Genomic DNA, 15,145 nt, shown 5'->3' on the forward strand with positions numbered 1-15,145 from the left:
GCGCGCACCCGGTCCGGGTACGCGCCCCATCGGCGTGTGGGGTGGTGTGCCCCTACCAGGCCGTGCTCGCCGACTTCTCGGTCGGCAGCAGCAGCCACAGCGCCAGGTACAGCAGGAACTGCGGACCGGGCAGCAGGCACGAGACGAGGAAGATGACCCGCATGGTGGTGGCCGAGGTGCCGAAGCGCCGTGCCAGCGCTGCGCACACTCCGCCGATCATGCGTCCGTCACGGGGGCGGGCAAGTGCGGCCATGGTGGGCTCCTTCGAGAGGTATCTCCCGGGAGCCGCTCCGTCGGGCTCCCGATGACTCCATACTCGCTCCGGCCGGGGGGACAAAGCGTCGGTCTACGGTGCGATCCCGACCCTGGGAATCGTCGGGGTAGCCCCCTGAGAACCCTCATCCCGCAGCAGGGCCGAACCCCGACCCCGCCTGGTCCCGGAGGGGGACCGGCCCGCGTGTGGGCCCCTCCTGCGGCGTAGCCGCGCCCGGCCCGCCGGGACCACCAGCAGATGGGCCAGCGCCACCCCCGCGGTGTTCAGGAGCAACGAGTCGATGTCCACGACCTGCCCGGGCACGGCGGTCTGGAGCAGTTCGACGGCGAGGGAGATCAGTGCTCCGGCGGCGACGGTGCGGGCCAGGGAGGCCAACGGCGACACATGGAGCCGGCCGTCGGCCATCGGGAGCAGGACACCGAGCGGGGCCAGGAGCAGCAGCCCTCCACCGATCCGCCGGGCCGCCTCTGTCGGATCGAGCGCCAGATCGGCCTTGATCCCGGCGAACGGGGTCAGGTTCGGCGCCGTCACCCAGGCCACGTCGCGTGGGCGGAGTGTCACCCAGGCGACGAGGAGCAGATGCGCGAGGAGGAAGACGAACCCCGCCACGCGTACGACCACGGCGGCACTGCCGCCCGAACCTTGACGCTGCACGCCCCCCAAGACGCGCCCCGTGCCGGAATCGGTTCCGCCGCCCGCGCGCCGGCTCGACACGGGCGACCGGCTCGGGCTCAGGACGCCGACGGTTCCGGGGCCGCGAGCGTCGGGGCCGCCGACTCGGGGCGCTCCCTCAGCTCGGCCGTGCACCGGTAGCGGTGCGGCGGATAGCCGCCGGGGCCGCCGAGGACCACGGTGTCCCCGCCCGCGCCCGCCGAGCTCCGTGCGAAGGTGCAGACGATCTGCGCGAGGGCCGTCGGCGTCAGGTCCTCGGGCTGCCTGCTCAGCCGCAGCGTGTCCGCGGGATCGCCCTTGTGGCCGCCGGCGACGACCAGCGGCCCCTTCACCGCCGTGGAGAACCCGGCCTCCCGCTCTCCGTCCGACGGCTCGCTCAGCAGCTGCGTGAGCAGCGTCGACGCGGTCCGCACCCGGTCCCCGTCGACCTTCTCCTCGGGCAGCGGCGACCTGCGGTCCACCGCCTCCAGCTGCGAGCCGCAGAGCAGGAACACCTGGACCGGCACCCCCGAGGTCTGCGAGGCGACCTCGTCGCCCGACACGCTGCACGGCACCCGCGAAGGCGCCGGACCCGCGTCGACGGGCACCGATGTCGTCCTGATCCCGCATCCGGAGGCGAGCGCGACGGCCACGCAGGCCGCCGCCAGGACTCCCGTACGGCGAAGCCGGCTCAACTCTCCTCCACCTCGCCCTGCTCGCCGCCGGCCGCGTCGGCGTCCTTGTCGGCATCGGCGTCGGCGTCCTGCGGAAGGCGCAGGACGAACACCGCGCCGTCGCCGTCCGGCGAGTTCGCGGCGGTGATCGAACCGCCGTGGATCAGCGCGTTCTCCATGGCGATCGACAGACCCAGACCGCTGCCCTCCGAGCGCGGCCGGGACGCGCTCGCCTTGTAGAAGCGGTCGAAGACATGCGGCAGGACCTCCTCCGGGATGCCCGGACCGTGGTCCCGTACCTCGATCACCAGCTCGCCGTCCTCCGTACGGATCGCCACCCGCACCGGCGATCCGCCGTGCTTGAGCGCGTTGCCGATGAGGTTCGCGAGGATCACGTCGAGCCGGCGCGGATCGAGCCGCGCCATGATCCCGCGCTCGGCGTCCAGCTCCACGGCGTCCAGCCAGGCGCGGGCGTCGATGCACGCGGTGACCTGGTCGGCCACGTCGACGTCGTCGGAGACGAGCCGCGCGGTGCCCGCGTCGAAGCGGGTCACCTCCATCAGGTTCTCCACCAGGTCGTTCAGCCGCCGTGTCTCGCTCACCACGAGCGCCACGGCCGGCGCGATCATCGGGTCGAGGGAGTCCTGCTCGTCCTCCAGGACCTCGGTGACGGCCGTCAGCGCGGTCAGGGGTGTGCGCAGCTCATGGGACATGTCCGCGACGAAGCGCCGGCTGGACTCCTCCCGCGCGCTCATGTCGTCGACCTTCTTCTGCAGGGATTCCGCGGCGCTGTTGAACGTCCGTGACAGATCCGCCAGTTCGTCCGTGCCCGAGACCCGCAGCCGGGTGTCGAGCTTGCCCTCGCCCAGCCGCCGAGCCGCCTCGCCCAGCCGGTGCACCGGCCGCAGGACGGTCGTGGCGGCGGCCTGCGCGAGCAGCGCGGAGCCGACGAGCGCGAGCGCGGTCGCGATCCCCAGGGACCAGGCGAGCGAGTTCAGGTCCGCCCGCTCGGCGTCCAGGGACTTGAACATGTAGCCGGTCGGCCCGCCGCCGTCGACCTTCGCCCCGCCCACCAGGTACGGCGTCTGGCCGCGCTGCGTGCGCTGCCAGAACAGGTGGTATGGATAGGCGTTGCCGTCCGCGAGGGGCTGCTCGGCCTCCACCTGGTCCCGCAGCGCGTCCGGTACGTCGGCCAGCGTGAAGGTGTCCGGGTTCGAGGCCCCGATGATCGGCTTGCCCGCGTCCCGCTCCCCGAGCAGCAGCACGCTGTAGCCCGAGCTGCCGCCCGCCATCTGCTCGGCCGTGCGCCGCAGGTCCTCCTCGGTGGGCTGCAGCGGCAGCGTCGCCGCCCGGTTCTGCATCTCCTGCCGGAAGTCGTTCAGCGCTCCGTCCTGCGTACGTGTCAGGACCGCCTCGCGGTTCAGCCAGTACGCGATCCCGGAGGCGGACACGGCGGCCGTCAGCGCCACCAGGGCGAAGACGACGACCAGCCGCAGGCGCAGGCTGGTGAAGCGCAGCCCCGCGAACATCCCTCTTCTCACGCAGGGACGTCCAGTCGGTAGCCGACGCCGCGCACGGTACGGATCAGGGTCGGCGAGGACGGCACGTCCTCCACCTTGGCGCGCAGTCGCTGGACGCAGGCGTCCACCAGACGCGAGTCGCCCAGGTAGTCGTGCTCCCACACCAGGCGCAGCAACTGCTGGCGCGACAGGGCCTGTCCGGGCCGTCGGCTCAGCTCCAGGAGCAGTCGCAGCTCGGTCGGCGTGAGCTGGAGATCCTCCCCGTTCTTCGTCACCGTCATCGCCGAACGGTCGATGACCAGCGAGCCGAACGTCGCCGAGTCCGTGGACTCCCGCTCCCCGCGCCGCAGTACGGCCCGGATCCGGGCGTCGAGGACCCGCCCCTGGACCGGCTTGACGACATAGTCGTCCGCTCCGGACTCCAGGCCGACGACCACGTCGATGTCGTCGCTTCGCGCGGTCAGCAGGATGATCGGCAGCTGGTCGGTGCGCCGGATGCGCCGGCACACCTCGAAGCCGTCGATCCCGGGCAGCATGACGTCCAGGACGACCAGGTCCGGACGCTGCTCGCGCAGCAGTTTCAGGCCGTCCTCGCCCGTCGCCGCGGTGGCCACTCGGTGGCCCTGGCGTGACAGGGAGAGCTCGAGGGCCGTGCGGATGGCGTCGTCGTCCTCGATCAGCAACAGGAAAGGCACGGACGCCATTCTGTCCCATGAGCCATCGGAGTTCGACTGTGCGGCGTCATCGACCCCTGTGACACGGCTGTGACAGTCGGCGGACACCGCGATGAAGTGGGCCGGGCAAGCTTCTTGGCACACGGACAGAAACCCACTCCAACCGACGGGGGGCGCGAGATGAACGCACTGCACAGCACCACCTCGAGCGCAGTAGTCACGCGTCTCCACGATGTCGTCGTGCGGAGCCCGGAGAAGTCCGGCGCGGTGAACGGGCGGGGGTGCGTTCGCAGCGTCGGGCGTCAGCACAAGGCGCCGTACATGGTCGCCGTGGCTGACGGGGGAGCGGCGTACGGGGAGGTCTCGGGGGAGCGACAGTCTCTGTCGGAGGCGGAGTTCACCGCCTACGTCCAGGAGCGTCGTGCCTCCCTGTACGCCACCGCCTACCACCTGACCGGTGACCGTTTCGAGGCGGAGGACCTGCTCCAGAGCGCGCTGTTCTCGACGTACCGCGCCTGGGACCGGATCAGCGACAAGGCGGCCGTGGGCGGCTACCTGCGCCGCACCATGACCAATCTGCACATCAGCGCCTGGCGTCGGCGCAAGCTCAACGAGTACCCCACCGAGGAGCTGCCGGAGACGGCGGGCGACACGGACGCGATGCGGGGGACCGAGCTGCGGGCGGTGCTGTGGCAGGCCCTGGCCCGGCTGCCCGAGCTCCAGCGCACGATGCTGGTGCTGCGCTACTACGAGGGCCGTACGGATCCGGAGATCGCGGAGATCCTGGACATCAGTGTCGGCACGGTGAAGTCGAGCATCTGGCGCTCCCTGCGCCGGCTGCGCGAGGACGAGGTCCTGAGCTTCGGCCGTGACGAGGAGGAGTCCTTCGGCGAGCTGGTGGCCTGAAGGCAGGGGGGCAACGGGGGAAACACGGGGGACGTACGGGGGTACGGGGGGGAAACAGCGCGGGTCGGACAAGCCGGGGGGGCTTGTACGACCCGCGTTTCTCGTTGTCCCGACCCTCGTTACGCCCGTGCCGCCGGTGTCCGGTGGCGGCCGGCCGCTGCCGCCGCCAGGCGGCCCAGGGCCTCGTCCTTGGCGCAGGGGTGGGCGCCCAGTTCGGTCTGGCGGGCCACGATGGAGCGCTCGGAGCGCATGAGGCGCCAGCCGCGGCGCAGCAGGAACGGGACCGACTTGCGGCCCTCCTTGAGATCCCGCAGGAGCCGGCGGCGGAACGTCGTCGAGGGGCGGCCGCGCAGACACAGCGCGTCGGCGAGCACGCCGAGGTCCTGGCAGCGCTCCACCACGTCCGCGGCGAAGATACCCTCCGCGACGAACAGCGGCGTCCGCCCGATGTCGAGGGCTTCGCGGCCCACGCGCGAGCTGGTGGCGAGGTCGTACACGGGGACGTCCGTACGGCCCGTACGGCACAGCTCCACGATCGCGGCGACGGCGGCGTCCGCGTCCCAGGAACGCGGAGAGTCCCAGTCGATGTCGGCGCTGCCCGCGACGAGCGGGAGCGTCGGGTCGTCGGCCTCCTTGTAGAAGTCGTCGAGGCGCAGGACCGGGAGACCGGTGACGGCGGCGAGGGACGACTTGCCGGAGCCTGAGGGGCCCGCGAGCAGGACGACGCGGGTCGGGATCGGTAGGGAACTCACGGGACACCAGTGTGAAGCATTCCCCCGGGCAGGGGACCCCCGAGGGAGGGGGTTGGTATCGAGCATCACACCTCAACTACGCTCGGTGTCGCCCTGATTACCCAACGCTGAAGGACTCTCATGGCGCGTCACAAGCAATCCAGGACCCCCGGCCGCGGCGCCCTGCTGAAGGCCGGGCTGACCGCGACGGCGGCGGGAGCGGCGGTGCTCGGTCTGGGCGCCGCCGGCGCCCAGGCGGCCGCCCCGCTGCCGCTGCCGGTCGACGCGCTCGCCGGCAGCGACGTGGTGGCGGCCCTCGGGGCCACCGGCCACGCCGTCGGCCCGCTGACCAGCCTCCAGCTCGACCCGCTGGCGAACACCGGTGTCGACCCGCTGGACAACGGGGTCGGCACCCAGGTCGCCGACTTCAAGCCCGTGGGCACGAACCTGGTGACGGACCACGTCACGAAGGGCGGCGGGCTGGACGATCTGCCGCTGGTCGGTGAGGTGACGGGGCTGCTTCCGGCGAACTAGCGTCGTCGGGGACGGTGCCGGGCGCGGTCCGCAGAGGGATCTCCCGTACGAACCAGGACACGGCGAAGGCGAGCGCGGCCAGCACGGCCGTGCCGAGGAGCACCCCGTGCAGCCCGCTCGTCACCGCCGCCGCGAACGCCTCCCGTTCGGGCGCGGGCGACTCCCGCAGCCGGGCCGGGGTCAGCCGGGTGTCCGCGCCGGCGAGACGGGCGGTGAAGACCGCGCCGAGCATCGCGACGCCGAGCGAGCCGCCGATCGTGCGGACGAGGGTGACGGTCCCGGCGGCCGCTCCCATGTCGCGCGGATCGGCGCTGTTCATCGTGATCAGCAGCGTCGACTGCATGAGGAACCCCATGCCCGTCCCGATGACGAGGGTGAGCGCGGAGGCGACGGCGGTCGGGGTGTCGACGTCGAGCGCGAGCAGGACGAGCGCGCCGGCGGTCATCAGCGCGCCGCCGAGGATCGGATAGGCGCGATAGCGGCCGGTGCGGCCGATGGCGCGGCCGGTCGCCAGCTGGACGACGAGCATCCCCAGCATCAGCGGCAGCAGGAGCATCCCGCTCGCCGTGGACGACCGGCCGCGCGCGAACTGCAGGTACTGCGGCAGATAGTTCATCGCCGCGAGCATCCCCGCGCCGACGAGGAAGCTGAGGAGCTGCGCGAGGGTGAAGTCGCGGCTTCGGAAGAGGCGGGGCGGGATGACCGGCTCCACGGCCCGTCGCTCCACCCGTACGAAGAGGGCGAGGGCGGCTGCCGAGACGATGCCCAGGCCGAGGATCTGCGGTGAGGTCCAGGCGTAGGTGGTGCCTGCCCAGCTCGCCAGGAGGGACAGCGCGAGGATTCCGAGGGTGAGCAGCAGGGCGCCGGGCCAGTCGACGCGGGCCTTGACCCGCTCGGTGCGCACGCGGATGCCGGTCCCGACGATCAGCAGGGCTGCGAGACCGACGGGCACGTTGACGTAGAAGGCCCACCGCCAGTCGAGGTGATCGGTGAGGAAGCCGCCGAGCAGCGGGCCGCCGACGAACGCGACCGGCAGCATCGCGGCGCTGATCGACTGCACCTTGGCACTGTCGCGGGGCGCCACGAGCACTCCGATGAGCGCGAACGCGCCGACCATCAGGCCGCCCGCGCCGATTCCTTGCAGCGCCCGGAACGCGATGAGCTGCCCCATGCTCTGGGCGAGTCCGGAGAGGACCGAGCCGAGGAGGAAGACGGCGACGGAGGCGAGGTAGCTGCCCTTGCGGCCGTAGAGATCGCCGATCTTGCCCCAGAGGGGGGTCGCGACGGCGGTGGTGAGGAGGTAGGAGGTGACCACCCAGGAGAGGTGGTCGAGGCCGCCGAGCTCGCCGACGATCGTGGGCAGCGCCGTGCCGACGATGGTGCCGTCGAGGGTGGCGAGGACGATGCCGAGCATGAGCCCGGTGATCCCCAGGTAGGGGATGCGCGCTTCGGTGTCGCGGGGCGTCGTCATGGCTCAGGCCGCGTAGGGCTTCTTGGCGCGGGCGTCGCGAAGTGCCTCGCCCCACCAGGCGAGTTGGTCGAGCATCGCCTTGGCCGCGACGTCCGTCGCGGGGTCGGTGGCCCTGCCCTCCTGGTCGAACCGGCTCCAGACCCCCTGGAGTCCCACGGCCTCGCGGATGGTGACGGCGTGCAGTTCGGCGAAGACCCCCCGCAGGTGCTCGACCGCGCGCAGGCCGGCGGAGAAGCCGCCGTACGCGACGAAGCCGACGGGCTTGGCGTGCCACTCCTTGTTGTGCCAGTCGATGGCGTTCTTCAGGGAGGCGGGATAGCTGTGGTTGTACTCGGGCGTGACGACGACGAAGGCGTCGGCGGCGGCGAGGCGCGGGGAGACGGCGGCGAGGAGTGAGCGGTCCTCCGCGGCGGCCGGGGCCTGGCCGAGCTGCGGGAAGACGGCGGGCAGCGGGGTCTCGGCGAGGTCGATCAGGTCGACGGTCATGTCGGTGCGGGCGGCGGCGTGGGCGAGCAGCCAGTTCGCGACGACGGGGCCGAGGCGGCCGTCGCGGGTGGAGCCCTGGATCACGGCGACGTGGAGCGGGTGCGGGTGCATGGGTCCCCCGGTACGTGGATGTGTACGACGTATCTTCTGCGTGTACAACGTACACGTGAGTGTGTACGCCGTCTACCAGGCATACGCTGTACGCGAGGAGAGGGAGGCCGTCGTGGCGAAAGAGGACGAGACGGAAGAGGTCTCGCTGTGGGAGCGACTGGACCGGCCGCAGGCCGCGCCGCGCGCGTCCCTGACCCCGCAGCGGATCGCCGAGGTCGCCGTCGACCTGGCCGACCGCGAGGGGTTCGCGGCCGTCACCATGCGGCGGATCGCGACCGAGCTGGGTGTGGCGCCCATGGCGGCCTACCGGCATGTCTCCGGCAAGGACGACCTGTGGGCCCTGATGGTCGACCGCGTGTCGGCCGAGATGGAGCCGGCGGAGCCGCCGGGGAGCTGGCGGGAGACCCTGCGCGCGTACGCGGTGCGGACCCGCACGATGATGGTGCGGCACCCCTGGCTGGCCCAGCTGCCCATGCCGCTCTTCGCGCTCACGCCGAACCGGATGGCCGCGGCGGAGCGTCAGTTGGCGTCACTGGACGGGCAGGGCCTCGACGTCGACACGATGATGGCCGCGTTCCGCACGGTCAGCAGCTTCGTGCAGGGGGCGACGCAGGCGGAGGTGGCCCTGGCCCAGTACATGCGGGAACAGGGCTGGGAGAGCCCCGACGAGACGCGGCGGGCGCTCGCGCCGCAGATGCGCTACCTGATGGAGACGGGGAGGTACCCGACGTTCCGGCGCTACACGGAGGCGGCGGCGCGGAAGGACGACGCGAAGTGGCAGTTCGAGACGGGGCTCGAATGCGTCCTCGACGGGCTGGCCGGGCTCGTGGAGCGCGGCGGGGCTTGACGGGCGGGCGGGCATGGCGAACGGCCCCCGGGTGCACCCCGGGGGCCGTTCGTCGCGGTGCTAGTACGCCGAGCCGCTCGCGCCCAGCGAGCCCGTCGGGTGCCAGACCGTCTTCGTCTCCAGGAAGGCCGTCAGGCGGTCCGTGCCGGGGGACTCGGTGAAGTCCACCGCGCGCGGGCGCAGGACGCGCTTGAGGTTGTCCGCCGCCGCGATCTCCAGCTCGCGCGCCAGATTCGCGTCCGCGCCCGTCAGGTCGATCGCGTTGACGTCCTGGTGGGCCGCCAGGTGCGGGCCCATCTCCGACGCCTTGCCGGAGAGGATGTTGACGACACCGCCCGGCAGGTCGGAGGTGGCCAGCACCTCGCCCAGGGACAGGGCCGGCAGCGGCGCCTTCTCCGAGGCGATGACCACGACCGTGTTGCCCGTCGCGATCACCGGGGCGACGACGGAGATCAGGCCGAGGAAGGACGAGTCCTGCGGGGCAACGACCGTCACGACGCCCGTGGGCTCCGGGGTCGACAGGTTGAAGTACGGGCCGGCGACCGGGTTCGCGCCGCCCACGATCTGGGCGATCTTGTCCGTCCAGCCGGCGTACCAGACCCAGCGGTCGATCGCCGCGTCGACGACCGCGGCGGCCTTGGACTTCGACAGGCCCTCCGCGTCCGCCACCTCGGCGACGAACTGGTCCCGGCGGCCCTCCAGCATCTCGGCGATGCGGTAGAGGACCTGGCCGCGGTTGTACGCCGTGGCGCCCGACCAGCCGCCGAACGCCTTGCGCGCGGCGACGACCGCGTCACGGGCGTCCTTGCGGGACGAGAGGGGAGCGTTGGCCAGCCACTTGCCCTTGCTGTCCTGCACTTCGTACACCCGGCCGCTCTCGGAACGCGGGAACTTCCCGCCCACGTACAGCTTGTAGGTCTTGAAGACGGAAAGACGGTCAGACATCGAGGTACGCCTCCAGGCCGTGGCGACCGCCCTCGCGGCCGAAGCCCGACTCCTTGTAGCCGCCGAAGGGCGAGGTCGGGTCGAACTTGTTGAACGTGTTGGCCCAGACGACACCGGCCCGGAGCTTGTTGGCCACGGCGAGGATCCGCGAGCCCTTCTCCGTCCAGATGCCGGCCGACAGGCCGTACTGGCTGTTGTTGGCCTTGGCGACCGCCTCGTCCGGCGTACGGAAGGTCAGCACGGACAGGACCGGGCCGAAGATCTCGTCGCGGGCGACGGTGTGCGCCTGCGTGACGTTGGTGAAGAGCGTCGGGGCGAACCAGTAGCCGGCGGACGGCAGCTCGCAGGCCGGGGACCAGCGCTCGGCGCCCTCCGACTCGCCCTTCTCCACCAGCGCGTGGATACGGGACAGCTGCTCGGCCGAGTTGATGGCGCCGATGTCCGTGTTCTTGTCCAGCGGGTCGCCGAGGCGGAGGGTGGAGAGCCGCCGCTTCAGGCTGTCGAGCAGCTCGTCCTGGACCGACTCCTGCACCAGGAGGCGCGAGCCCGCGCAGCAGACCTGGCCCTGGTTGAAGAAGATGCCGTTGACGATGCCCTCGACGGCCTGGTCGATGGGCGCGTCGTCGAAGACGATGTTGGCGCCCTTGCCGCCCAGCTCCAGGGTGACCTTCTTGTGCGTGCCGGCGATCGAGCGCGCGATGGACTTGCCGACCGCGGTCGAACCGGTGAAGGCGACCTTGTTCACGTCGGGGTGCTCGACCAGCGCGGCGCCCGTCTCCCCGTAACCAGGGAGGATGTTGACGACGCCCTTCGGCAGCCCGGCCTGGCGGCAGATGTCCGCGAAGAACAGGGCGGAGAGCGGGGTCGTCTCGGCGGGCTTCAGGACGACCGTGTTGCCGGTCGCGAGCGCCGGGGCGATCTTCCACGCCAGCATGAGCAGCGGGAAGTTCCACGGGATGACCTGGCCGGCCACGCCGAGCGGGCGCGGGTCGGCGCCGTAGCCCGCGTGGTCGAGCTTGTCGGCCCAGCCCGCGTAGTAGAAGAAGTGCGCGGCGACCAGCGGGAGGTCCGCGTCGCGGGTCTCCTTGATCGGCTTTCCGTTGTCCAGGGTCTCCAGGACGGCCAGCTCACGGCTGCGCTCCTGGATGATCCGGGCGATCCGGAAGAGGTACTTGGCGCGCTCGGCGCCGGGCAGCGCCGACCACTTCTCGAAGGCCTTGCGGGCCGCCTTCACCGCGCGGTCGACGTCCTCGGCGCCGGCCTGGGCGACCTCGGCGAGGACCTCCTCGGTGGCGGGGGAGACGGTCTTGAAGACCTTGCCGTCGGCCGCGTCGACGAACTCGCCGTCGATGAACAGGCCGTACGAGGGAGCGATGTCGACGACGGACCGGGACTCGGGCGCCGGTGCGTACTCGAATACAGATGCCATGATGATCAGTCCACCGTCACGTAATCGGGGCCGGAGTAGCGGCCGGTCGCCAGCTTCTGACGCTGCATGAGCAGGTCGTTGAGCAGGCTGGAGGCACCGAAGCGGAACCAGTGGTTGTCCAGCCAGTCCCCGCCGACGGTCTCGTTGACCAGGACCAGGAACTTGATGGCTTCCTTGGTGTTGCGGATGCCGCCCGCCGGCTTCACGCCGACCTGGACGCCGGTCTGCGCGCGGAAGTCGCGCACGGCTTCCAGCATCAGGAGCGTGTTGGCGGGGGTGGCGTTGACCGCGACCTTGCCGGTCGAGGTCTTGATGAAGTCCGCGCCGGCCATCATGCCGAGCCAGGAGGCGCGGCGGATGTTGTCGTACGTGGACAGCTCGCCGGTCTCGAAGATGACCTTGAGGCGGGCCTCGCCGGAGGCTTCCTTCACCGCCAGGATCTCTTCGTAGACCTTCATGTAGTTCCCCGCCAGGAACGCGCCGCGGTCGATCACCATGTCGATCTCGTCGGCGCCCGCGGCGACGGCGTCACGGGTGTCCGCGAGCTTCACGGGGAGGGCGGCGCGGCCGGCCGGGAAGGCCGTGGCGACGGAGGCGACCTTGACGCCGGAGCCCTTCACGGCCTCCTTCGCCGTGGCCACCATGTCGGGGTAGACACAGACGGCGGCGGTCGTCGGGGTCGTGCGGTCGGACGGGTCGGGGTTGACGGCCTTGGCGGCGAGCGCCCGGACCTTGCCCGGGGTGTCCGCGCCTTCGAGCGTCGTCAGGTCGATCATGGAGATGGCCAGGTCGATGGCGTACGCCTTCGCCGTGGTCTTGATCGAGCGGGTGCCGAGGGACGCGGCGCGCGCCTCCAGGCCGACGGCGTCGACGCCGGGCAGCCCGTGGAGGAAGCGGCGCAGCGCACTGTCGGACGTCGTTACGTCGGCAAATGCGGGTGCTGCGGATGCAGTGGTGGGCATGGTCACCAGTCGAGCATATCTACGCGCGTAGCGACCTGTACAGCCCCGCGGTTTCCGAAGGGGTCCGCCGGGGCCTCCGAAAGGGGCGCGCCGGGGGGTTCGCGGGGCCGCTCACTCCGCCCGAGCCCGCCCGGATCCGGTGAGGCAGAATCGGCACCATGACGACCCAGCCCCCGCAGCAGCCCGCCGAGCCGACCTACGCCGACCGGGTCTTCCGGTCGTCCATGGGCATCGCGGGCGGAGTCCTGCTGCTCGGGCTGACCGGATGGTTCTGCGTGGACGCGATGATCCGCGGCGAGGGGCGCGCGCCCTGGGTGGCCCTCGCGGGTCTGCTGTTCGTCGTGCCGCTCGTCGTGGCGTTCACGATCCGGCCCATGGTGAACGCGAACGAGGACCGCCTCCGGATCCGCAACCCCTTCCGCTCCATCGTCCTGCCCTGGGCGGCGGTGGCCGACGTCCGTGCCGGGTACTCCAGCGAGGTGCTGACCCGGGACGGGACGAAGTACCAGCTCTGGGCCGTCCCCGTCTCGCTGCGCCAGCGTAAGCGGGCGGCCCGCCGCCAGGCGCGCGCCGCCCAGGACGACCCGCACGGCCGCACCTCCGTCCACGCGCACGTGGACGACCAGGACCGCCTCGCCCCGGCCGACCAGACCGTCGCCGACCTGCGCGATCTCGCCGAGCGCTGCGCGACCCGCCCGGGTGCCCAGGGGGAGCCGCGGGTGCGCTGGGCGTACGAGGTCATCACACCGGCCGTCGCGGGCTTCGTCCTGCTGGTCGTCCTGCTCGCCACCGGCTGAGGCGCCTCGCGGCGGCTCCGTACCGGGTTCACCCGTACGGGAGCGGAGCGGGACCGTACGAACCGGTGCCGAACGGCGCGGGGCCCGTACGGAACCGATTCCGTACGGGCCCCGCCCGGTGGGGCTCAGAGACCGGCCGCGTCCGACAGGTCCCGCTTGATCGCGGAGAGCACCTCGGCGCCCTTCGCGCGGGCCGCCGCGAGCTCGCTCGCGTCGGCCACCGGGATCACGACCTCCAGGTAGCACTTGAGCTTGGGCTCGGTGCCGGAGGGGCGGACGATCACCCGGGCCTTGTAGTCGCCCTCCAGGTAGTAGCGCAGACCGTCCGTCGGGGGCAGCGAGTCGGTGCCCTTCGTCAGGTCCTCAGCCGTCGTCACCGTCAGCCCCGCGAGGTGGACCGGCGGACGCGACCGCAGCGCGCTCATCGCGTTCGCGATGATGCTCAGGTCCTCGACCCGCACCGACAGCTGGTCCGTGGCGTGCAGCCCGTGGGCCACCGCCAGGTCGTCCAGGAGGTCCGTCAGCGTCCGGTCCTGCTCCTTGAGCTCCGAGGCCAGCTCGGCGACGAGCAGCGCCGCCGTGATGCCGTCCTTGTCGCGGACGCCCTCGGGGTCGACGCAGTAGCCCAGCGCCTCCTCGTAGCCGTACCGCAGACCGTCCACACGGGCGATCCACTTGAAGCCGGTCAGGGTCTCCTCGTAGCCGACGCCCGCCGCCTCGGCGATCCGGCCGAGCAGCGAGGAGGACACGATCGACTCCGCGAACACGCCCCGCGCGCCCTTGTGCACCAGGTGGGCGGCGAGCAGCGCGCCCACCTCGTCACCGCGCAGCATCCGCCAGCCGCCCTCGACCCGCGGGTCGGGCACGGCCACGGCGCAGCGGTCGGCGTCCGGGTCGTTGGCGATCACGATGTCCGGGGCCACGGCGCGGGCCGCCTCGAAGGCGAGGTCCATCGCGCCCGGCTCCTCCGGGTTCGGGAAGGCGACGGTCGGGAACGCCGGGTCGGGCTCGGCCTGCTCGGCGACGAGCGCCGGCGCCGGGAAACCGGCGCGGGCGAAGGCGGCCGTCAGGACGTCCTTGCCGACGCCGTGCATGGCCGTGTAGACGGTCCGCACGCCACGGGGGGAGCCGGGGGTCAGGACGGCGTCGGTACGGGCCAGGTAGGCGTCCAGGACCTCGTCGCCGAGGGTCTCCCAGCCGTCGGCGGGGCGCGGGACGTCCTCCAGCGAGCGCACCGCGTCGATCTCGGCGGCGATCTCCGCGTCCGCGGGCGGCACGATCTGCGAGCCGTCGCCCAGATAGACCTTGTAGCCGTTGTCGCGCGGCGGGTTGTGGCTCGCGGTGACCTCGACGCCGGCGACGGCGCCCAGGTGCCTTATGGCGTACGCGAGCACGGGCGTCGGCAGCGGGCGGGGGAGCAGGGCGGCGCGCAGTCCGGCGCCGATCATCACGGCGGCGGTGTCACGGGCGAAGTCGGCCGACTTGTAGCGGGCGTCGTAGCCGATCACGACCAGACCTTCGCCCTGGCCCTTGGCCCTGAGGTACGCGGCGAGTCCCGCGGCGGCCCTGATGACCACCGAGCGGTTCATCCGCATCGGGCCCGCGCCCAGCTCGCCGCGGAGTCCGGCGGTGCCGAACTGGAGCGTGCCGGCGAAGCGGGCGGCGAGCTCGTCGGTCTCACCCGCCTCGATGAGCTTGGCGAGCTCCTCGCGGGTCTCGCTGTCGGGGTCCTCGGCGAGCCAGGTCTGGGCCCGGGCGAGGAGGTCGTCCTGCGTCACGGTGTGCCTTTCGGGGTGCGAGTGGGGAGGGCGCGGTGCGGGTGGCGCTGCGCGGAGCCTTTCCCCACCCCGCCTCTTCCCGAACTGGGGGCGAGCCCCCAGCCCCCGTACGGCCTGCGGCCGTGCACTCAAACGCCGGGCGGGCTGAGAATTCAGCCCCGCCGCGTCTCCCCACGCCCTCGGGGGCGCAGGGGGAATTCGAGGTGCGGGGTCCGGGGCGGAGCCCCGGCTACGGGAAGGGGCGGGGTGAGGGAAAGGGCCCCGCGCAGCGGCACCGGCCGACGGAGGGTCGAGACCGGTCCGGCGGTCGGAGGCGCCACCACAGCGCCCCTCGCGCCGCGCGGCCCGCTGGGGC

16 protein-coding genes are annotated in these 15,145 nt (G+C 72.2%); 4 read left to right on the forward strand and 12 right to left on the reverse strand.

Annotated features, from left to right (window positions below; genetic code table 11):
• Positions 1–52: 52 nt before the first annotated feature.
• From ACFQ7Q_RS34800 to afsQ1, 5 genes are all read right to left on the reverse strand, one after another.
• Positions 53–253: a PspC domain-containing protein gene (locus ACFQ7Q_RS34800; protein ID WP_336546973.1), complete on the reverse strand. Its 201-nt coding sequence runs from the start codon at positions 251–253 to the stop codon at positions 53–55.
• Positions 254–346: 93 nt separating this feature from the next.
• Entirely contained in the window at positions 347–928 is a 582-nt protein-coding gene (locus tag ACFQ7Q_RS34805) for a VanZ family protein (RefSeq protein ID WP_383562299.1), read from the reverse strand.
• A 77-nt stretch (positions 929–1,005) separates the two neighbouring features.
• Entirely contained in the window at positions 1,006–1,620 is a 615-nt protein-coding gene (locus ACFQ7Q_RS34810; protein WP_383562301.1) for a hypothetical protein, read from the reverse strand.
• A complete protein-coding gene (locus ACFQ7Q_RS34815) occupies positions 1,617–3,128 on the reverse strand; it encodes an ATP-binding protein (protein ID WP_383562325.1) in 1,512 nt (503 codons plus the stop codon). Before ACFQ7Q_RS34815 ends, ACFQ7Q_RS34810 begins: the two co-directional genes overlap by 4 nt.
• An 8-nt stretch (positions 3,129–3,136) precedes the next feature.
• A complete protein-coding gene (gene afsQ1 / locus ACFQ7Q_RS34820; RefSeq protein WP_175439295.1) occupies positions 3,137–3,814 on the reverse strand; it encodes a two-component system response regulator AfsQ1 in 678 nt (225 codons plus the stop codon).
• 159 nt (positions 3,815–3,973) lie between these two features.
• Between afsQ1 and ACFQ7Q_RS34825 the strand changes: the two genes are divergently transcribed.
• Positions 3,974–4,699 carry a SigE family RNA polymerase sigma factor gene (locus ACFQ7Q_RS34825; RefSeq protein ID WP_383562303.1) on the forward strand — a complete coding sequence of 242 codons (726 nt, stop codon included), beginning with the start codon at positions 3,974–3,976 and terminating at the stop codon, positions 4,697–4,699.
• Between the two features lie 119 nt (positions 4,700–4,818).
• Here the strand turns inward: ACFQ7Q_RS34825 and ACFQ7Q_RS34830 are convergent, their stop codons facing one another.
• The gene (locus tag ACFQ7Q_RS34830; RefSeq protein ID WP_383562305.1) at positions 4,819–5,517 is read right to left on the reverse strand and encodes a uridine kinase; all 699 of its coding nucleotides are present in this window, start codon (positions 5,515–5,517) and stop codon (positions 4,819–4,821) included.
• A 54-nt stretch (positions 5,518–5,571) separates the two neighbouring features.
• Here ACFQ7Q_RS34830 and ACFQ7Q_RS34835 point away from each other — a divergent pair, with 54 nt between their 5' ends.
• Positions 5,572–5,964 (forward strand): hypothetical protein, encoded by a 393-nt coding sequence (locus ACFQ7Q_RS34835; protein ID WP_383562307.1) that lies wholly within the window; start codon positions 5,572–5,574, stop codon positions 5,962–5,964.
• Here ACFQ7Q_RS34835 and ACFQ7Q_RS34840 read toward each other — a convergent pair.
• Together ACFQ7Q_RS34840 and ACFQ7Q_RS34845 are read right to left on the reverse strand one after the other, a co-directional pair.
• Positions 5,894–7,435, reverse strand: a complete 1,542-nt coding sequence (locus ACFQ7Q_RS34840; RefSeq protein ID WP_383562309.1) for an MDR family MFS transporter — start codon at positions 7,433–7,435, stop codon at positions 5,894–5,896. The two genes, ACFQ7Q_RS34835 and ACFQ7Q_RS34840, sit on opposite strands and share 71 nt — an antisense overlap.
• A 3-nt stretch (positions 7,436–7,438) precedes the next feature.
• On the reverse strand, positions 7,439–8,032 hold the full coding sequence (locus ACFQ7Q_RS34845; RefSeq protein ID WP_383562311.1) for an NADPH-dependent FMN reductase: 594 nt from the start codon (positions 8,030–8,032) through the stop codon (positions 7,439–7,441).
• Positions 8,033–8,087: 55 nt separating this feature from the next.
• Between ACFQ7Q_RS34845 and ACFQ7Q_RS34850 the strand changes: the two genes are divergently transcribed.
• Positions 8,088–8,879 (forward strand): TetR/AcrR family transcriptional regulator, encoded by a 792-nt coding sequence (locus ACFQ7Q_RS34850; protein ID WP_383562313.1) that lies wholly within the window; start codon positions 8,088–8,090, stop codon positions 8,877–8,879.
• Positions 8,880–8,939: 60 nt separating this feature from the next.
• Here ACFQ7Q_RS34850 and ACFQ7Q_RS34855 read toward each other — a convergent pair whose 3' ends face one another.
• From ACFQ7Q_RS34855 to deoC, 3 genes are read right to left on the reverse strand one after another with little or no spacing between them, the layout of a single operon-like run.
• Positions 8,940–9,824 carry an aldehyde dehydrogenase family protein gene (locus ACFQ7Q_RS34855; protein WP_383562315.1) on the reverse strand — a complete coding sequence of 295 codons (885 nt, stop codon included), beginning with the start codon at positions 9,822–9,824 and terminating at the stop codon, positions 8,940–8,942.
• Positions 9,817–11,253 (reverse strand): aldehyde dehydrogenase family protein, encoded by a 1,437-nt coding sequence (locus tag ACFQ7Q_RS34860; RefSeq protein ID WP_383562317.1) that lies wholly within the window; start codon positions 11,251–11,253, stop codon positions 9,817–9,819. The genes ACFQ7Q_RS34855 and ACFQ7Q_RS34860 overlap by 8 nt, the downstream gene beginning before the upstream one ends.
• Positions 11,254–11,258: 5 nt before the next feature.
• On the reverse strand, positions 11,259–12,215 hold the full coding sequence (deoC, locus tag ACFQ7Q_RS34865) for a deoxyribose-phosphate aldolase (RefSeq protein WP_383562319.1): 957 nt from the start codon (positions 12,213–12,215) through the stop codon (positions 11,259–11,261).
• 158 nt (positions 12,216–12,373) lie between these two features.
• On the opposite strand from deoC, the gene ACFQ7Q_RS34870 reads away from it, so the two are divergent.
• Entirely contained in the window at positions 12,374–13,012 is a 639-nt protein-coding gene (locus ACFQ7Q_RS34870; protein WP_383562321.1) for a PH domain-containing protein, read from the forward strand.
• A 125-nt stretch (positions 13,013–13,137) separates the two neighbouring features.
• Here the strand turns inward: ACFQ7Q_RS34870 and ACFQ7Q_RS34875 are convergent, their stop codons facing one another.
• Positions 13,138–14,790: a phospho-sugar mutase gene (locus ACFQ7Q_RS34875; RefSeq protein ID WP_383562323.1), complete on the reverse strand. Its 1,653-nt coding sequence runs from the start codon at positions 14,788–14,790 to the stop codon at positions 13,138–13,140.
• Positions 14,791–15,145: the final 355 nt, after the last annotated feature.

It is taken from the genome of Streptomyces sp. NPDC056527 (genome assembly GCF_042794475.1).
In the GTDB taxonomy this organism is placed as follows: Bacteria; Actinomycetota; Actinomycetes; order Streptomycetales; family Streptomycetaceae; genus Streptomyces.

What these genes read in the sequence shown, in the direction of transcription:
- ACFQ7Q_RS34800 (WP_336546973.1), bottom strand. Translation starts at nt 253, where the DNA reads ATGGCCGCACTTGCCCGCCCCCGTGACGGACGCATGATCGGCGGAGTG.
- ACFQ7Q_RS34815 (WP_383562325.1), bottom strand. Translation starts at nt 3,128, where the DNA reads ATGTTCGCGGGGCTGCGCTTCACCAGCCTGCGCCTGCGGCTGGTCGTC.
- ACFQ7Q_RS34825 (WP_383562303.1), top strand. Translation starts at nt 3,974, where the DNA reads ATGAACGCACTGCACAGCACCACCTCGAGCGCAGTAGTCACGCGTCTC.
- ACFQ7Q_RS34830 (WP_383562305.1), bottom strand. Translation starts at nt 5,517, where the DNA reads ATGCTCGATACCAACCCCCTCCCTCGGGGGTCCCCTGCCCGGGGGAAT.
- ACFQ7Q_RS34835 (WP_383562307.1), top strand. Translation starts at nt 5,572, where the DNA reads ATGGCGCGTCACAAGCAATCCAGGACCCCCGGCCGCGGCGCCCTGCTG.
- ACFQ7Q_RS34840 (WP_383562309.1), bottom strand. Translation starts at nt 7,435, where the DNA reads ATGACGACGCCCCGCGACACCGAAGCGCGCATCCCCTACCTGGGGATC.
- ACFQ7Q_RS34845 (WP_383562311.1), bottom strand. Translation starts at nt 8,032, where the DNA reads ATGCACCCGCACCCGCTCCACGTCGCCGTGATCCAGGGCTCCACCCGC.
- ACFQ7Q_RS34855 (WP_383562315.1), bottom strand. Translation starts at nt 9,824, where the DNA reads ATGTCTGACCGTCTTTCCGTCTTCAAGACCTACAAGCTGTACGTGGGC.
- ACFQ7Q_RS34860 (WP_383562317.1), bottom strand. Translation starts at nt 11,253, where the DNA reads ATGGCATCTGTATTCGAGTACGCACCGGCGCCCGAGTCCCGGTCCGTC.
- deoC (WP_383562319.1), bottom strand. Translation starts at nt 12,215, where the DNA reads ATGCCCACCACTGCATCCGCAGCACCCGCATTTGCCGACGTAACGACG.
- ACFQ7Q_RS34870 (WP_383562321.1), top strand. Translation starts at nt 12,374, where the DNA reads ATGACGACCCAGCCCCCGCAGCAGCCCGCCGAGCCGACCTACGCCGAC.